The 15791-nt window shown below is 27.5% G+C and carries 15 protein-coding genes and 1 riboswitch; of the genes, 9 read left to right on the top strand and 6 right to left on the bottom strand.

Annotated features, from left to right (window positions below; genetic code table 11):
• Positions 1–24: 24 nt before the first annotated feature.
• From mnmE to rpmH, 6 genes are all read right to left on the bottom strand, one after another.
• Positions 25–1392 (bottom strand): tRNA uridine-5-carboxymethylaminomethyl(34) synthesis GTPase MnmE, encoded by a 1368-nt coding sequence (gene mnmE / locus L988_RS06845; protein WP_047382833.1) that lies wholly within the window; start codon positions 1390–1392, stop codon positions 25–27.
• An 11-nt stretch (positions 1393–1403) separates the two neighbouring features.
• A complete protein-coding gene (locus L988_RS06840) occupies positions 1404–2135 on the bottom strand; it encodes a R3H domain-containing nucleic acid-binding protein (protein WP_047382831.1) in 732 nt (243 codons plus the stop codon).
• 10 nt (positions 2136–2145) lie between these two features.
• Positions 2146–2754 carry a YidC/Oxa1 family membrane protein insertase gene (locus L988_RS06835; protein ID WP_047382830.1) on the bottom strand — a complete coding sequence of 203 codons (609 nt, stop codon included), beginning with the start codon at positions 2752–2754 and terminating at the stop codon, positions 2146–2148.
• 1 nt (position 2755) lies between these two features.
• The gene (yidD, locus tag L988_RS06830) at positions 2756–2992 is read right to left on the bottom strand and encodes a membrane protein insertion efficiency factor YidD (RefSeq protein ID WP_047382864.1); all 237 of its coding nucleotides are present in this window, start codon (positions 2990–2992) and stop codon (positions 2756–2758) included.
• A 13-nt stretch (positions 2993–3005) separates the two neighbouring features.
• The gene (rnpA, locus tag L988_RS06825; RefSeq protein WP_047382828.1) at positions 3006–3347 is read right to left on the bottom strand and encodes a ribonuclease P protein component; all 342 of its coding nucleotides are present in this window, start codon (positions 3345–3347) and stop codon (positions 3006–3008) included.
• Positions 3348–3410: 63 nt separating this feature from the next.
• Entirely contained in the window at positions 3411–3545 is a 135-nt protein-coding gene (gene rpmH, locus L988_RS06820; RefSeq protein WP_047382826.1) for a 50S ribosomal protein L34, read from the bottom strand.
• A gap of 773 nt (positions 3546–4318) precedes the next feature.
• Between rpmH and L988_RS06815 the strand changes: the two genes are divergently transcribed.
• From L988_RS06815 to L988_RS06775, 9 genes are all read left to right on the top strand, one after another.
• Positions 4319–6169, top strand: coding sequence for a replication initiator protein A (locus L988_RS06815; protein ID WP_047382824.1), 1851 nt, complete (start codon positions 4319–4321; stop codon positions 6167–6169).
• Between the two features lie 226 nt (positions 6170–6395).
• Positions 6396–6659 (top strand): HPr family phosphocarrier protein, encoded by a 264-nt coding sequence (locus L988_RS06810; protein ID WP_047382823.1) that lies wholly within the window; start codon positions 6396–6398, stop codon positions 6657–6659.
• An 89-nt stretch (positions 6660–6748) separates the two neighbouring features.
• Positions 6749–8491: a phosphoenolpyruvate--protein phosphotransferase gene (ptsP, locus tag L988_RS06805; RefSeq protein ID WP_047382821.1), complete on the top strand. Its 1743-nt coding sequence runs from the start codon at positions 6749–6751 to the stop codon at positions 8489–8491.
• A gap of 50 nt (positions 8492–8541) precedes the next feature.
• Positions 8542–9615, top strand: coding sequence for an alanine racemase (locus tag L988_RS06800; protein WP_081982774.1), 1074 nt, complete (start codon positions 8542–8544; stop codon positions 9613–9615).
• Positions 9616–9686: 71 nt separating this feature from the next.
• Positions 9687–9773: riboswitch (SAM riboswitch) on the top strand.
• Between the two features lie 83 nt (positions 9774–9856).
• Positions 9857–10864, top strand: coding sequence for a methionine ABC transporter ATP-binding protein (locus L988_RS06795; RefSeq protein ID WP_047382817.1), 1008 nt, complete (start codon positions 9857–9859; stop codon positions 10862–10864).
• Positions 10854–11504 carry a methionine ABC transporter permease gene (locus L988_RS06790; protein ID WP_047382815.1) on the top strand — a complete coding sequence of 217 codons (651 nt, stop codon included), beginning with the start codon at positions 10854–10856 and terminating at the stop codon, positions 11502–11504. The genes L988_RS06795 and L988_RS06790 overlap by 11 nt, the downstream gene beginning before the upstream one ends.
• 2 nt (positions 11505–11506) lie before the next feature.
• On the top strand, positions 11507–12277 hold the full coding sequence (locus L988_RS06785) for a MetQ/NlpA family ABC transporter substrate-binding protein (protein WP_047382813.1): 771 nt from the start codon (positions 11507–11509) through the stop codon (positions 12275–12277).
• Between the two features lie 213 nt (positions 12278–12490).
• Complete coding sequence (locus L988_RS06780; protein WP_047382811.1) at positions 12491–14248, top strand: sigma-54-dependent Fis family transcriptional regulator; 1758 nt, start codon at positions 12491–12493, stop codon at positions 14246–14248.
• A gap of 240 nt (positions 14249–14488) precedes the next feature.
• On the top strand, positions 14489–15766 hold the full coding sequence (locus L988_RS06775) for a serine dehydratase subunit alpha family protein (RefSeq protein WP_047382809.1): 1278 nt from the start codon (positions 14489–14491) through the stop codon (positions 15764–15766).
• The last annotated feature ends 25 nt before the right edge of the window (positions 15767–15791 follow it).

The following is a 15791-nucleotide window of genomic DNA, read 5'->3' as shown; positions in this document are numbered from 1 at the left end:
GACAATAAATCCGTGGCTAATACTTTATTTTCCTACACAGAAATTACTAAAGATATGATCTAAAAGATCTTCGTTACTAATTTCTCCCGTTACCTCTGACAATGAATCTAAAGCCTCTTTTAAATCTACTGCTATTAAATCCATCGGTAATCCCATATCTATTGTTTCAAATATATTTTCTACAGCTTGTTTAGTTTTTTCTAGCGCAGACTTATGTCTAACATTAGTGATAACTAATTTTTGTGAACTGTCCTCAACTTGTCCAGAAACTATATAATTATAAATTTCCTTCTCCATTGAATCTATTCCAATTTTTTCTAATGCAGAAATTTTTATCCATTTTTTTATTTTTGTTAATGGTGTCGTATCTAACTTAGATTCAATATCGGTTTTATTTATAAGCCCAATAACTTTATCCGCTTGAATTCTTTCATGGATTTTTAAATCCTCTTCATCTAGCTCTCTAGAGTTATCAACTACAAATAAAACTAAATCTGCTTTATCTATAAGTTCTTTTGATTTTTCTACACCTATATTTTCTACTAAATCATCTGTTTTTCTGATTCCAGCTGTATCAACTAAAACTAGTGGAACACCGTTTAAGTTTACAACTTCTTCAATTATATCTCTAGTAGTTCCAGCTACATGAGTTACTATAGCTCTTTCTTCTCTTAAAACAGAGTTTAATAAACTTGATTTTCCAACATTAGGTTTTCCAACAATAGCTGTTTTAACTCCCTCTTTAATCATTTTTCCTTTATTATAAGATTTGATTAAAGCATCTGTTGTATTAACAACATTGTGTAAGTTATCTACTAAATCATCTGGTAGAGGGTCATCTATCCCCTCTTCAGGATAATCTAATACAACATTAACATGAGCAGAAACATCTAAAAGTTGCTTTTTTAATATATCTATTTGCTCTCTTAAATCTCCTCTTAATTGATTTAAAGAAAGAGAAATACTTTTATCTGTTTTACCATGAATTAAATCAATTACAGCTTCTGCTTGAGTTAAATCCAATCTTCCATTTAAGAAAGCTCTTCTTGTAAATTCACCAATTTCAGCTATTCTAGCTCCACTTTTTAGAACTAACTCTAAAACTCTTTCTGTAATTAAAAATCCTCCATGACAATTAATTTCTACAATATCCTCTTTTGTATAAGTGTTAGGTCCTTTCATTATAGAAACTAAAACTTCATCTATCAACTCTTCTCCATCATAAAGATGACCGTAGTTTATACTGAAGTTTCTAAGGTCACTAACATTTTTATTTGATATAGGTTTAAATATTTTTGTTAGTATACATAAAGAATCACTTCCTGACATTCTAACAATTCCTATTCCACCTTCTCCTCTTGGAGTTGAAATGGCAGCAATAGTATCAAACATATAACTCACCCCTATTTCTTTTTTCTAATAACAATATATCTTTTAGGGTCTTTTCCTTCGCTATAAGTATCTAATTCTGAATATTTATTAACAACTTCATGTATTATTTTTCTTTCTCTTGGTGGCATTGGATTTAATTTTATAGGTTTAGTTGTTTTCATAGCTTTTTCAGCCATTTTTCTAGCTAAATCTCTTAAAGTTACATTTCTTTTTTCTTTAAATCCTTCAACATCAACATCTATTCTAACATCTTTAATCAATGTGTTTAATAGGTATTCATAGCTATTTAATGTTTTTCCTTTTTTTCCAATAATAATTCCATTATCTTCACCATAAAGGTTTATAACACAATTTTTACCCTCTAATCTTAGAACCTCAACTTCTAAGTCAAGTCCCATTCTATTCAATAATTCTTGAGAAAGTCTAATGATATCCTTTTCTCTATTTTCTTTAATCTCTTTTTTTGTTTCTTTTTTTACTTGCTCAATCTCTTCAGTTTCTGTTTTTGATATAGTTTCTACTAGCTTTTCTTCTAAAGCTGAAATCTCAATCTCTTCAGTTTCTACTTCTCTGCTAATTTCAACTTTATACAAACCATCTTTAGCAAAAAAACCAAAGAATGATTTTGGCTTCTCTAGTTCAGTAACCTTAACAACTTGATCAGCAGTAACTTCCAATATTTTTATAGCTCTAGCAATGGCAACTTCTCTATTGCTTGCTTTGATTTCAATCATATTTTCCATAACTTTTGTATTAGTCTCCTTTTTTCATTATGAAATATTGTTGTAAGATTCCTACAAAACTAGATGTTAACCAGTAAATTTGTAAACCAGCTGGCATTTTATAAGAAATAAATATCATCATGATTGGGAATACATACATCATTTGTTTCATTTGTGGGTTACTATCTGTTCCTGTTAACTTTTGTTGGATAAATGCAACAATACCGTTTAAAACAGGTAATATATAATAAGGATCCGGTTGTAATAAATTCATCCATAAGAACGATTCAGCAGGAACTATTCCTCTTTCTGCTCTTAAAACACCAAACAGTGCCCATAATATTGGTAATTGAACTATTAGTGGTAAACATCCTCCAGCCGGATTAACATTTTTTTCTTTGTAAAGTTCCATTGTTTTTTGGTTTAATAAATTTTTATCGTGACCATATTGTTCTTTATATTTTTCTAACAATGGTTGTAGTTCTTTCATTTTTTTCATTGATTTATCTTGTTTTAAAGTCAATGGTAATAATATTATTTTAATTAATATCGTTAAACCAATTATAGCTAAACCGAAATTTCCTGTAATTCCATTTATAAACATTAATATTTGTTCGAATATCTTGTATAAAAATTCCATTTTATTTTCTTCCTCCGCATTTTTTAAGTGGTGGCACTGGATCATATCCTCCTTTAGAATATGGATGGCACCTTAAAATTCGTATTATTCCTAAATAAGTCCCTTTCAAAATTCCATGTACTTCTATTGCATCATACATATATTTTGAACAAGATGGGTAGAATATACAGTTTTTCCCCAAAAATATTGAAATATATTTTTGATAAAATCTTATTAAATTTAAGATAATTTTTTTCAAAATACAAATTAAACTATTTTTTAAATAGTTTAGAATTTTTAAGAACACGGTCAAGATCTTTTTTCATCTCCTCAAAACTTAATGTTTTAAATTTTTCTCCAGCTGTTCTTTTAGCAACAAAAATTATGTCATAACCAAGATTTAGGTTTTCTTCATTTAAACGACAATACTCTCTAAATAATCTTTTTAATCTGTTTCTACAGACTGCATTTCCTGTTTTTTTACTAACAACAAATCCAAATCTGTTTTCATTTGTTTCATTTGCTTTAAAAAAAATAAGAGAGTAATATCCAAATGATTTTTTTCCATAGTTATAAACAATTTGAAACTCCCTATTTTTTTTTAAATTAGTCATATTATTAACTCCCTAAAATAGTCCTTAAATCTTTAAAAACCCGGTGTTTTAGATCACCGGGTTTTATGCTGATAATACTTGTCTTCCTCTTGCTCTTCTTCTCTTTAATACTTTTCTTCCGTTTTTAGTTGCCATTCTAGCTCTAAATCCGTGATCTTTTTTGTATTTTCTGTTATTTGGCTGATAAGTTCTTTTCATTTTTTCACCTCCTAAAAATATCTATATTTCAGATAAATATTTTAGAAGAATTTTTGAGTTTTGTCAAGTAAATTCTAATAAATAAAAATTTAATCTTAAATCATAAGAAATTCTTTGAATAAATTATGAAAATTATATTATACGCGCATAGTTGTTTTTTGTTTTTTGTATAATGTTATATGTACTGACTAAGTTAAAAAAAAAACATATGTTTAGCCATTGATTTAATTAAGTTTATATAAAAAAAAATATTATTGATAATAGACATAAGCAAAAAGCTTTGTTTTATTGGTAACTAGAATGCTCAAATTAATATAAAGCTAGATAAATCAAAGGTTTGTAAAGAGTTATAAATATTATTGTTTATATACATAATTATAAACCTATGTTTTTAAAGAAGTTCTATAAAATCTATAATTAAGAAACCTAATAAAATCAAGGCATTTAAGAATATAGAAAATATTATTGATAATAGACATAATGACAAAGCTTTATTTTAAAAGAATTAATTAATTTTTAATTCATAATAACTTAGTAAAATCAAGGCATTAAAGAAATCAAAAAATATTATTGTTTATATACATAAAAAAACATATTGATTTTACTATAAAAAAATAATATTTTTATTTGAAACACTAGATAAATAAAGGGATGAAAAAAGAAAAAAATATTATTGTTAATATACAGAAAAAATGCTATATTATATTACGCTAAATATAATTATTATTGTATATATACATATTTGGTATTATAAAATTTATAGAGAGGTTTTTATGGAGAAGAAGGTGAAAAAGGAAAAAGGAGATGTTGTTGAGAATTTTAATATAGCTTCAACAGGGTCACTTTTAACAGATATAACCAAGATAGATATTAGATTAAATCAATTACCAGACATAGAAGTTAGAGAAGTTATAATAAAAGAAACAGGGAACTTCTTAAATTTAAAAGATAATGTTATAAATATACCTGTTGAAATGATAGTGTTTCCGTTTTTTACTCCACAAAAACAAAATAAGAGAGTAAACTTTCAATATTCGTTTGAAGATTTAGGAGTTACAATGTATTGTACATTGGTTGCTAAAGACTCAAGAGATAAAGTATTCCAACCTTCAATTTTTGAAGAAAAAATATACACATATTTAATATCAACGTATGAAGCAAAAAAAGAGTTAGACAACGAAGATGAGTATATAGAATTTGAAATTTCAGATTTTATAGTTCATTTTCTAGGAAATAAAATGAATAGAACCTATTACACAAAAGTAGAGCAAGCTTTGAAAAATTTAAAAAATACAGAGTATCAATTTATTGTGTCAAATCATACAAAGTTGGGAAAATACAAATTTGAAGATGAAGAGTTTAAGCTTTTAACTTATCAAAAATTAAAAAAAGGAAAAAAGATTTATTATAGAGTTACTTTAAATAAAAATATAAGAAAAAAAATTAGTGACAAAAGATATATAAAGTATAATTCAAAAGCTTTAATGGAAATTTTAGCTAAAGATCCAATTGCTGGAAGAATTTATAAATATATTAGTAAAATTAGATATGAAAAACAAGAAGATAGAATAAACCTTAGAACAATCGCAGCGATTATTCCATTAAAAACAGAACAAACGACAGAAAGAATCAATAAAAATGGAGATACAAAAACATATGTTTTATGTAGAATGAAACAAGTTTTGAAAAGAGTAGAAAAAGCATATGATGTATTGGTAGAATTAGGATATGTTGAATACTATGAATCATATCAAGATAAAGAAGAAGACACATATTATATTGTTTATAAATTTAATAGTGAAAAAGATGGAGAGTGTCATGTTTCTTCGTTTATTGAAAGTAATAAAGTAAGTAAACCAAAAGAGATTACATATTCAAAAGATAGAGAAAAATATAGTAATAAAAAAGAATTGAATGTTGAAGAGATAGAAGAAGCAGAAGTAATAGAAGTTGTTGAAGAGATAAAACAAGAAGAATCGACAAAAGAAAATACAATTGAAAATATAAAAAGAAAAATAATAAAAAAACAACCTCAAAAAGATGAAGAGTTTAGTTATCCAGAAGAAGTTGGTAAATATATTCAAAAAGCTAAAAAAAATATATATGTTTCAAGAGCTTGGGATAAAAGAACAGATACTAAAATAAAAAAAATCTTCTTAGAAGAAGGAGAAATAATTTTAGTAGAAGTTTTAAAAATTATATATAAAAATTTAAATTCAAACATAAAAACAACTTTAGTTCAATATATAAATGGTGTTCTAAAAAACCTATTAAGTCAAGAAGAAGATGTTTCAAAACAAAACTTAACACTTTTCAATAATATAGTTAAAGAGAAAGGATTAATTAGTAAGAAAAAGATTAATCAAGCAAGAAAAACAGTGAAAAAACCAGTTATAAATAGCATAAAAGAGCTTATTGATGAAACAGACATATCAATAGATATATTAAAGGTTTTTGATGAATATGATGAGTATGAAAAATTAAAAATAGAGGAACAAGCAATAAATTTGTGTTCTTTAGAAGAAAACATTGATGTTAACTTTTTATTGACTATGAAAAGAAAATCCAAAAAAATCTATTTTAATACAATAAAGAAGTATATTGAGAGAGTTATTAATGAATAGATTTAACAAAACCTTAGATATGTTAAACCAGAGTGTATAAAAGAGTTAAAATATCATAAAATACACAATTAAAGACTTAAAAATGAACATTTTTTGACAAAAAAACAATTCAAAATAAAAATTGACAAAATTTTGAAAATTAAGTATTCTATATTAGAATAATAGATTTAAATTTTTATATTTTTATTTAATAATAAACAATAAATGTAGAAAGGTGAGTAGGATTATGGCAAATAAGACAGTTGAAATTAAGAATGAAACAGGACTACATACAAGACCTGGTAACGAATTTGTAAGTTTAGCAAAAACATTTACATCTCAAATCGAATTAGAAAATGAAGAGGGGAAAAAAGTAAAGGGAACATCTTTATTAAAATTACTTTCTTTAGGAATTAAAAAAGGTGCAAAAATAACAGTTCATGCTGCTGGAGAAGATGAGAACGAAGCAGTTGAGAAGTTAGCTCACCTACTAGAAAATCTAAAGGACTAATAACATAGTACGATAGTTTGATGTGTGAGAAGGATGGGGGTGACTCTGTCCTTTTTTTTGTCAAAAAAAAATTTTGGGAGAGATAAAATATGAGAAAATTTGTAAAAGGTATAGACGCATCTCCAGGGGTAGCAGTTGGAAAAGTATTTTTATATAAGGAAGAAGAACTTTTCATAGACAAAGGAGAATGCTCAAATGTTGAGGTTCAAAAAGAAAAGTTAATAGAAGGAAGAGATAAAACTAAAGAACAACTTTTAAAAATCAGAGAAAAAACTGCAAGACAATTAGGTGAGGATAAAGCAGCAATATTTGATGGACATATAACACTATTAGAAGATGAAGATTTATTTGATGAAGTTATTGAATTAATCGAAGATGAAAAAATAACAGCAGAAAATGCATTAGAGCAAGGTATCAGCGGATATTGTGATATGTTAGCAAATTTAGAGGATGAATATTTAAGAGAAAGAGCAGCAGATTTAAGAGATATTGCAAAAAGATGGTTATACAACATTGTTGGAATTGAAATAGTAGATTTATCTTCATTACCGGCTAATTCAATAGTTGTAGCAAGAGATTTAACTCCATCAGATACAGCTCAATTAGATTTAAAAAATGTTGTAGCATTTATAACTGATATCGGAGGAAAGACAGCTCACTCTTCAATTATGGCTAGATCATTAGAAATTCCAGCAGTAGTTGGAACAGGAAACATAACATCATTAGTTTCTAATGAAGCAGCTATAATCGTTGATGCATTAACAGGAGATGTTATATTAAATCCAACAGAAGAAGATGTTGTAAAATACACAAAGAAAAGAGAAAATTATTTAGCAGAAAAAGAACTTTTAAAGCAATTAAAAGATAAAACGGCTACATCAAAAGATGGAGTAACGGTAGGAGCTTGGGCAAATATAGGTTCTCCAAAAGATGTTGCAGGAGTTTTAAGAAACGGAGCTAATGGAATTGGTCTTTATAGAACAGAGTTCTTATTTATGGCTAACGACAGATTCCCAACAGAAGATGAGCAATTTGAAGCGTATAAAATAGTTGCTGAGTCTATGAAAGATGAAAATGGAAATCCATTCCCAGTAACAATAAGAACAATGGATATAGGTGGAGATAAATCTTTACCATATATGGAGTTACCACATGAGGAAAATCCATTCTTAGGATGGAGAGCTTTAAGAATATGTTTAGATAGACCTGAAATTTTAAAAACTCAATTCAGAGCACTTTTAAGAGCATCAGCTTTCGGATATATTAAAATAATGTTACCTATGGTAATCTCAATAGAAGAGTGTAGAAAATCAAAAGAATTATTAGAAGAGTGTAAAGCAGAATTAAGAGCAGAAGGAATAAAGTTCGATGAAGAGATTCAATTAGGAATAATGATTGAAACTCCTGCAACAGCATTCAGAGCTAAATGGTTTGCACAAGAAGTAGATTTCTTCTCAATAGGAACAAATGATTTAACTCAATATACGTTAGCAGTAGATAGAGGAAACGAAAGAATTTCTCATTTATACGATACATATAATCCAGGAGTTTTAGCAGCAATAAAAGCAGCTATCGATGGAGCACACGAGGGTGGAATTTCTATATCTATGTGTGGAGAGTTTGCTGGAGAAGCTAGAGCAACAGCTTTACTATTTGGAATGGGATTAGATGCATTCTCAATGTCAGCTATATCAGTTGCAAAAGTAAAGAAAAACATAATGGCTATGGATAAAGCATCAGCAGAAGCTCTTGTAGAGAGAGTAATGTCTATGAGTACAACTGAAGATGTATTAGCAGAAGTAGATAAATTTAACGATCAATTATTAGGATAATATAAAAAGGTGAAACTTTGTTTCACCTTTTTTTCTTTTTGGAGTATACTATGAGAAAAAACAGGAGAGTGGTTATGGGATTTAAAGATTTTAAAATCGAAGTGAATAAAAAAAATATTCTTCATAACTATGAATATCTAAAAAGATTAAGGAATAAAGAGATTATAGCTGTAGTAAAAGCAAATGCGTATGGCCATGGAATAAAAAATATCGTATCTCTTCTATCAGAGCACGGGTGTAAATATTTTGCTGTTGCTAGAGAGTGTGAAGCAGAAAAAATTTTAGAATTGAAGTTAAAAAATGTAAATATATTAATTTTAGAAACGATAGAGGACTTAAATTTTTTGAAACAAAATAAAAATGTTGAGATGGTTATAAATAGTTTTAAAGACCTTCTTTTTTTATTAGAGAGTGATATTTCGACGGAACAACTTCATTTAAAATTAGATTTTGGATTTGGAAGAAATGGAGTTGTAGAAAGTGATTTTTCAAAATTAAAAAAATTAATTTTAGAGAAAAATTTAAAATTTAAAGGAATCTGTACTCATGTCTTTGCGGCTGATTATGAAGATATGTTGATTGTTGAGAAAAAGTTTAATAATATATTATCAGAGTTAGATAAAAAGCGATTCGATATTATACATATGCAAAATAGTGCTGGAGTTATTTCAATTGAAGGTGCTGGATGTACACATATAAGATGTGGAACAATTTTATTTGGACTTCAAGAGATAGGTTACTATGATCCTAATATAAAAAGAGCTTTTAAGTTAATTGGAAAAATATTAGATATAAAAGATTTAAACGATTTAAAATATATTGGATACGAGAAAAAAGAAAAAATAACTTTGACTGAAAATAAAAAAATAGCAAAAATAAGATTGGGCTATGGAGATGGATTTTCTAAAAGAGGAGAAGGTATTATGTCTATAATCAATAATAAAAAGTTTGAAATAGTTCATATTAGCATGGATAGCTCATTTATTTTAGTTGATGAATCAGTAAAGGAAGGGGATTTTATAGAGATTTTTTATGATTTAGAAGATAGTATAAAATATTTAAAAGTTCCTCATTATGAATTTTTATCGTGTATAAACGAAAGAATCAAGAGAGAGATTATATGACTACGAACAAAAATAAAATTTTATTTTAAAAAAATATTGACTTTTTTTTTCAAATGAGATATTATTACTCAAAACCATCAAGAGAGACCGAGGGACTGGCCCGTCGACGTTTCAGCAACCTACCAATGAGTGTGGTGCTAATTCCAGAAAGATGGGAGAGATCTAAATTTGATTAATTTACTCTCATCTTAATTTTAATAATTAAGGTGGGAGTTTTTTTTATACGGGAGGATTAAAAATTATGATTATATTAGAGAATGTTAATAAAATTTATAGCAATAATTTTCATGCTGTAAAAAATGTAAATTTAAATATTCAAAAGGGGGAAATATTTGGAATAATAGGATTGAGTGGTGCAGGAAAATCCTCTTTGATAAGATTATTTAATGGTTTAGAAGCATTAAATAGCGGTTCTATAAAAATTGAAGGAACAGATATAGCAAAGCTTTCTAAAAAAGATTTATTGGAAAAAAGAAAGAGAATAGGAATGATATTTCAACATTTTAATCTATTAAAATCTAGAAACGTGAGAGATAATATAGCCTTTTCTTTAGAGGTTGCAGGATGGAAAAAATCAGAGATAAAAACTAGAGTTGATGAATTACTGAGATTAGTTGAACTTGAAGACAAAGGAGAATTTTATCCCTCTCAACTTTCTGGAGGTCAAAAACAAAGAGTAGCCATAGCGAGAGCTTTAGCAAATAATCCAAAGATTCTTCTATCGGATGAAGCTACTTCAGCACTAGACCCTAAAACTACAAAATCTATATTATCTTTAATAAAAGATATACAGAAAAAAATGGATTTAACAGTAATTTTAATAACTCATCAAATGGAAGTTATTAGAGAAATCTGTGATAAAGTTGCAGTTATGTCAAATGGGGAAATTATAGAAATAGGTAAAACTCATGAAATATTTTTAAATCCTCAAAATGAGGTTACAAAAGAGTTAATTTCATATATTCCAGCTCAAGAAAAAGAGGAAATTGAGTTTATAAAAAAACCAGGAAATAAAGTAATAAAACTTATGTTTTTAGGATCAGTAGCTGGTGATCCTATCTTATCTAAAGCTGTAAGAAAATTTGATTTAGATATAAATGTTTTAGGAGGATCAATTGATTTATTAGCAACAATGCAAGTAGGACATTTAGTTGTTGAATTAATAGGAGATTTAGAAAAACAAAATGAAGCTATAGAATGGTTTCCAAGTTTAGATGTAGGGGTGGAGGTAGTTTATAATGGTATTTAATATGTTAATACAGGCGACAATAGAAACAATCTATATGGTTATATTTTCTGCAATTGTTTCTCTTATAATAGGTTTTCCATGTGGAATTTTAGCAGCAATAACATCACAAGGTCACATATATGAAAACAAGGTAATTAATAGCTTTTTAAATGGAGTTATAAATATTACAAGATCTTTTCCATATATCATTCTTATGATTTTGTTACTTCCGTTATCAAGATTTGTAATAGGAACTACAATAGGGAGTACAGCAGCAATTGTACCACTTTCAATATCGGCGGCTCCATTTGTAGCAAGAATTGTAGAGAATTGTGTTTTAGAGGTAGACAGAGGTGTTATAGAAGCAAGTGAGAGTCTAGGAGCTAATAATTATACAATAATAACAAAGGTAATTATACCTGAGTCATTACCATCTTTAATTCAAGGAATAACTTTGCTAATTATTAATTTAATTGGATTATCTGCAATGGCTGGAGCTATTGGAGGTGGAGGTTTAGGAGATTTAGCAATAAGATTTGGTTACAATCGTTTTAAATTAGATATTATGATATATTCAGTTTTAGTAATTATTGCTTTAGTTCAAGGGATTCAGTTAATAGGGAGTTTAATATCAAATAGATTGAAAAAAAATGGGAGGTAGTTATGAAAAAATTAGTTTTATTATTAGGATTAGTAGGTTCAATTGTAAGTTATGGAGCAAAATTGAAAGTTGGAGCTTCACCTGTTCCCCATGCACAACTATTACAGCTTGTAAAAGATGATTTAAAATCTCAAGATGTTGATTTAGATATAATTGAGATAACAGATTATGTAACACCAAATTTACTTTTAGATTCGAAAGAGTTAGATGCTAACTTCTTTCAACATAAACCTTATTTAGATACATTTTCTAAAGAAAAAAATCTGAAGTTAGTGATAGCAGGAAATGTACATGTAGAGCCGTTAGGAGTTTATTCAAAAAAAGTTGATAAAATAGAAAATTTAAAAAAAGGTGGTGTTGTAGCAATACCAAATGATCCAACAAACGGAGGAAGAGCTTTAATTTTACTTCATAATAATGGAGTTATAAAATTAAAAGATCCAACTGATCTTTTAGCAACTGAATTTGACATAGTAGAAAACAAAAATAATCTTAAATTTAAATCTTTAGATGCAGCACAAATTCCAAGAGCTTTGAAGGATGTTGATTTGGCAGTTGTAAACGGAAATTATGCTTTAGAAGCGGGACTTAATCCATTAACAGAAGCTTTAATAATAGAAGGAAAAGAATCTCCTTATGCTAATTTAATAGCAGTAAGGGAAGGGGATGAAAAAAGAGAGGATATTCAAAAATTAGTTAAAGCTTTACAAAGTGAAAAAGTAAAAGAATTTATAGAAAAAACATATAAAGGAGCAGTAGTAACTGCATTTTAATTAAAGGACGAGAAAATCTTTTCTCGTCCTTTTTTTGAATTTTGTGTCAAATATATTTCTAAAAAGAACTCTTTTCAAAGTACATACTATATGATATAATCTATACTAGATTTTTTATTAAAAAAGTCAAGATTTATATTTTTAGAAATTGACTATTATAAATATTTTTGATAGTATACATATATTAAAAAAGTATAGTTTAAAGGGAGTAAGATGAAAACTGACTTATTGGTGATAAAGGATGAGTTAAAAAAATATGCTAAAACAATTTCAAAGCTATTTTCTATGGATGTAGGTATCTGTGATAAAAACTTAATAAGAATAACAGGAAGTGGCCCTCAAAAAATAGGTGAAAAAATAAAAGGTAGAGCAAACAAAAAAACATTAGAAACAAAAGAAACTACTGTTATTTTGAATCCAAGAGAGGATGAAATATGTAACGGTTGCTCAGAAAAGAGCTGTTGTTTAGAAGTTCTTGAGATATCAACGCCAATAATGTATGAAGGTGAAATAATAGGTTTAATAAGCTTAGTTTCTTTTGATGAAGAACAGAAAAAAAGAGTTTTAGAAAATTTAAAAAATTATTTAGATTTTGTAGAGCAGATGGCAGAATTAATAAGTGTTAGATTTATAGAATATAATGAAAATCTAGAAAAAACAGAAAGAGAGAACATTCTTTCTACAATATTGAATACAATTCAAAAAGGTGTTTTGAGATTTAATAAAAAAGGAGATATAACAGCAATAAATAACTTTGCATTAAAAAAAATAGATTTAGGAAGATCTATTATAGGTGAAAAAGTAACTATTGATTCTCAGAACGATTTTATCATGGAGCAAGAGATTTATAAATTAAAAGTTCAAAATAAAGAGTTACTTGTTTTAGGTAAAATTCTTCCTTTTGAAGCTTTTGGAAGAAATGAAAAGATTTTTATTTTTGATGATATGAATAAAGTAAATGAAGGAATCAGAGAATTAGTTGAAACATCTAATAGTGTTTCTTTAAAAAATATAATTGGAGAGTCTGAATTTACGGAATTATTAAAAGAAAGAATAAAACATGTAGCACCATCTAAATCTACAGTTTTGATAACGGGTGAAAGTGGAACTGGAAAAGAGCTTGTGGCTAGAGCCTTACACTACCATAGTGACAGAAGAAATGCTCCGTTTGTAGTTATAAATTGTGCAGCAATTCCAGAATCTCTTTTAGAGAGTGAGTTGTTTGGATATGTAAGAGGAGCTTTTACTGGTGCAGATAAAAATGGACGTATGGGAAAATTTGAATTAGCTAATGGAGGAGTTATATTTTTAGATGAAATAGGTGATATGCCACTTTATCTTCAAGCAAAAATTTTAAGAGTACTCCAAGAAAGAAAAGTAACAAGAATTGGCTCAAATAGAGATATAGAATTAGATATTAGAATAATTGCAGCAACTAATGTTGATTTAGAAAAAAAGATAATGGAAAAGAAGTTCAGAGAGGATCTTTATTATAGGTTAAAAGTAATTCCCTTTGAAGTAGCACCCTTAAGAAAAAGGGTTGAGGATATTCTTCCTATCACAAGAAATTTAATAAAAAAATATAATAAAATAACAGAGAGATATATAAACTTTATCGATATAGAAGTAGAGAGATTGTTTTTAAATTATTCTTGGCCAGGAAATATAAGAGAGTTAGAAAATGTTGTAGAGTTTATGTTCAACCTTTCTGATGGTAGTGATATTTTAAGTTTATCAACAATTCCTGAAAAATTATTAGAAGAGAAGTATTTAGATAAAGAATTAAAAAAGGATTGTTCTTTATCTAAAGAAGATAACTATTTAGAAGATTTTGAGAATATTGAAAAAAAATACATTCAAAAAGCTTTAGAAATATTTGGAAAAGACACTGAAGGAAAAAAAATAATAGCAAGTAAAATGAATATAGGTTTAACAACGTTATATAGAAAAATTCAGAGATATGATATCTGATTTTTCAAAATGAAAAAAAATTTTTTCAAAATGAAAAAATTTTCAAAATGAAAAAAAATCAAAATTAAGCTATTTCAAATTATGTTAAGTAGAATTAAAAAATAAAAATACTAATACAAAAAAAATAAAAAAATAACACAAATATTAAAAAATATATCTATTGGAACAGAAATTGCTTATTATAATACTTGTATATTGCTTATATTAGTATAAATTTAAATTAAGGAGGATTTTTGTAAAATGATAGATAAAATTTTAAGTATTTTAAATGAAGAGATAGTTCCGGCAGAAGGGTGTACAGAGCCAATAGCTTTAGCTTATATAGGAAGTAAATTAACAACAATATTAGGTGGAGTTCCAGAGAAAGTTGAAATAGCTCTTTCAGGAAATTTAATAAAAAATGTTAAAAGTGTAAAGATTCCTAATTCAGAAGGAATGGTAGGAATTGAAGCAGCAGTTGCATTAGGAACAATATTGGGGGATTCAAAAAAAGATTTAATGGTTATATCAACAATTGATAAATCAAGATTAAATGAAGTTAAAGAGTATTTAGACAATAAAAAAGTAGTAGCTACTAAAATTGAAGGAGATGTAAAACTTCATATGAGAGCTACTGGAGTTTTAGGTGAAGATACAGTAACTATAGAGATAAAGGATTATCATACAAATATTGTTAAGATAGAAAAAAATGGTGAATTAATAAAAGGTGGAACTTGTGATGAAGTTGTTACAGGGGATGCTATGACAGATAAAGAGTTTTTAACAGTAGAGTTAATTCATGACTTGGCTAAAACAATAGATTTAGAGTTAATCGCTCCGATTTTTGAAAAGGTTATAGCTTACAATTCAGCTATAGCAAATGAAGGACTAAAAAATGATTATGGAATCGGAATGGGTAAAGGAATATATGAGGGAATGCAAGAGGGAGTTTACGGTAAAGATTTAAAAAATAAAATCGTAAGTTTTGCAAGTGCAGGAAGTGACGCTAGAATGAATGGATGTTCGATGCCTGTAATGACAACAAGTGGAAGTGGAAACCAAGGAATGTCAGCTTCTTTACCAGTTATAAAATATTGTGAAGAAAAAGGATTATCACATGAAGATTTAATTAGAGGACTATTCTTCTCACATATGACAACAATTCATATAAAATCAAATGTAGGAAGATTATCTGCTTATTGTGGTGTTGTTTGTGCAGGTGGAGGAGTAGCAGGAGCTTTAGCTTTCTTAGATGGTTTATCTTTAGATAGAATTGATTCGGCGATTGAAACAACATTAGCAACATTATCAGGAATGCTTTGTGATGGTGCAAAAAGTTCTTGTGCAACAAAGATTGCGAGCTCGATAGGGATGGCATTTGATTCATACTATTTATCTAAGAAAAAGAGAAACTTTGAATATGGTGAAGGAATAGTAGGAAAGAATGTTGAAGCGACACTAGCGAACGTAAAAGTTTTAGCTCAAGAGGGACTAAGAAAAACAGATGAAGTTGTTTTAGAAATAATGTTAAATAACTAATTATAAGTAAAGTTTTAGGAGGAAA

Source organism: Cetobacterium sp. ZWU0022, assembly GCF_000800875.1.
Classification (GTDB): Bacteria; Fusobacteriota; Fusobacteriia; order Fusobacteriales; family Fusobacteriaceae; genus Cetobacterium_A.
This window is presented reverse-complemented; position numbering and strand designations above follow the sequence as displayed.

Bases quoted from the DNA above. Each gene is read 5' to 3' on its own strand.
- L988_RS06775 (WP_047382809.1), top strand. From the start codon at position 14,489: ATGATAGATAAAATTTTAAGTATTTTAAATGAAGAGATAGTTCCGGCA.
- L988_RS06840 (WP_047382831.1), bottom strand. From the start codon at position 2,135: ATGGAAAATATGATTGAAATCAAAGCAAGCAATAGAGAAGTTGCCATT.
- L988_RS06780 (WP_047382811.1), top strand. From the start codon at position 12,491: ATGAAAACTGACTTATTGGTGATAAAGGATGAGTTAAAAAAATATGCT.
- L988_RS06790 (WP_047382815.1), top strand. From the start codon at position 10,854: ATGGTATTTAATATGTTAATACAGGCGACAATAGAAACAATCTATATG.
- L988_RS06785 (WP_047382813.1), top strand. From the start codon at position 11,507: ATGAAAAAATTAGTTTTATTATTAGGATTAGTAGGTTCAATTGTAAGT.
- mnmE (WP_047382833.1), bottom strand. From the start codon at position 1,392: ATGTTTGATACTATTGCTGCCATTTCAACTCCAAGAGGAGAAGGTGGA.
- L988_RS06795 (WP_047382817.1), top strand. From the start codon at position 9,857: ATGATTATATTAGAGAATGTTAATAAAATTTATAGCAATAATTTTCAT.
- L988_RS06810 (WP_047382823.1), top strand. From the start codon at position 6,396: ATGGCAAATAAGACAGTTGAAATTAAGAATGAAACAGGACTACATACA.
- ptsP (WP_047382821.1), top strand. From the start codon at position 6,749: ATGAGAAAATTTGTAAAAGGTATAGACGCATCTCCAGGGGTAGCAGTT.
- L988_RS06835 (WP_047382830.1), bottom strand. From the start codon at position 2,754: ATGGAATTTTTATACAAGATATTCGAACAAATATTAATGTTTATAAAT.
- rpmH (WP_047382826.1), bottom strand. From the start codon at position 3,545: ATGAAAAGAACTTATCAGCCAAATAACAGAAAATACAAAAAAGATCAC.
- L988_RS06815 (WP_047382824.1), top strand. From the start codon at position 4,319: ATGGAGAAGAAGGTGAAAAAGGAAAAAGGAGATGTTGTTGAGAATTTT.
- L988_RS06800 (WP_081982774.1), top strand. From the start codon at position 8,542: ATGAGAAAAAACAGGAGAGTGGTTATGGGATTTAAAGATTTTAAAATC.
- rnpA (WP_047382828.1), bottom strand. From the start codon at position 3,347: ATGACTAATTTAAAAAAAAATAGGGAGTTTCAAATTGTTTATAACTAT.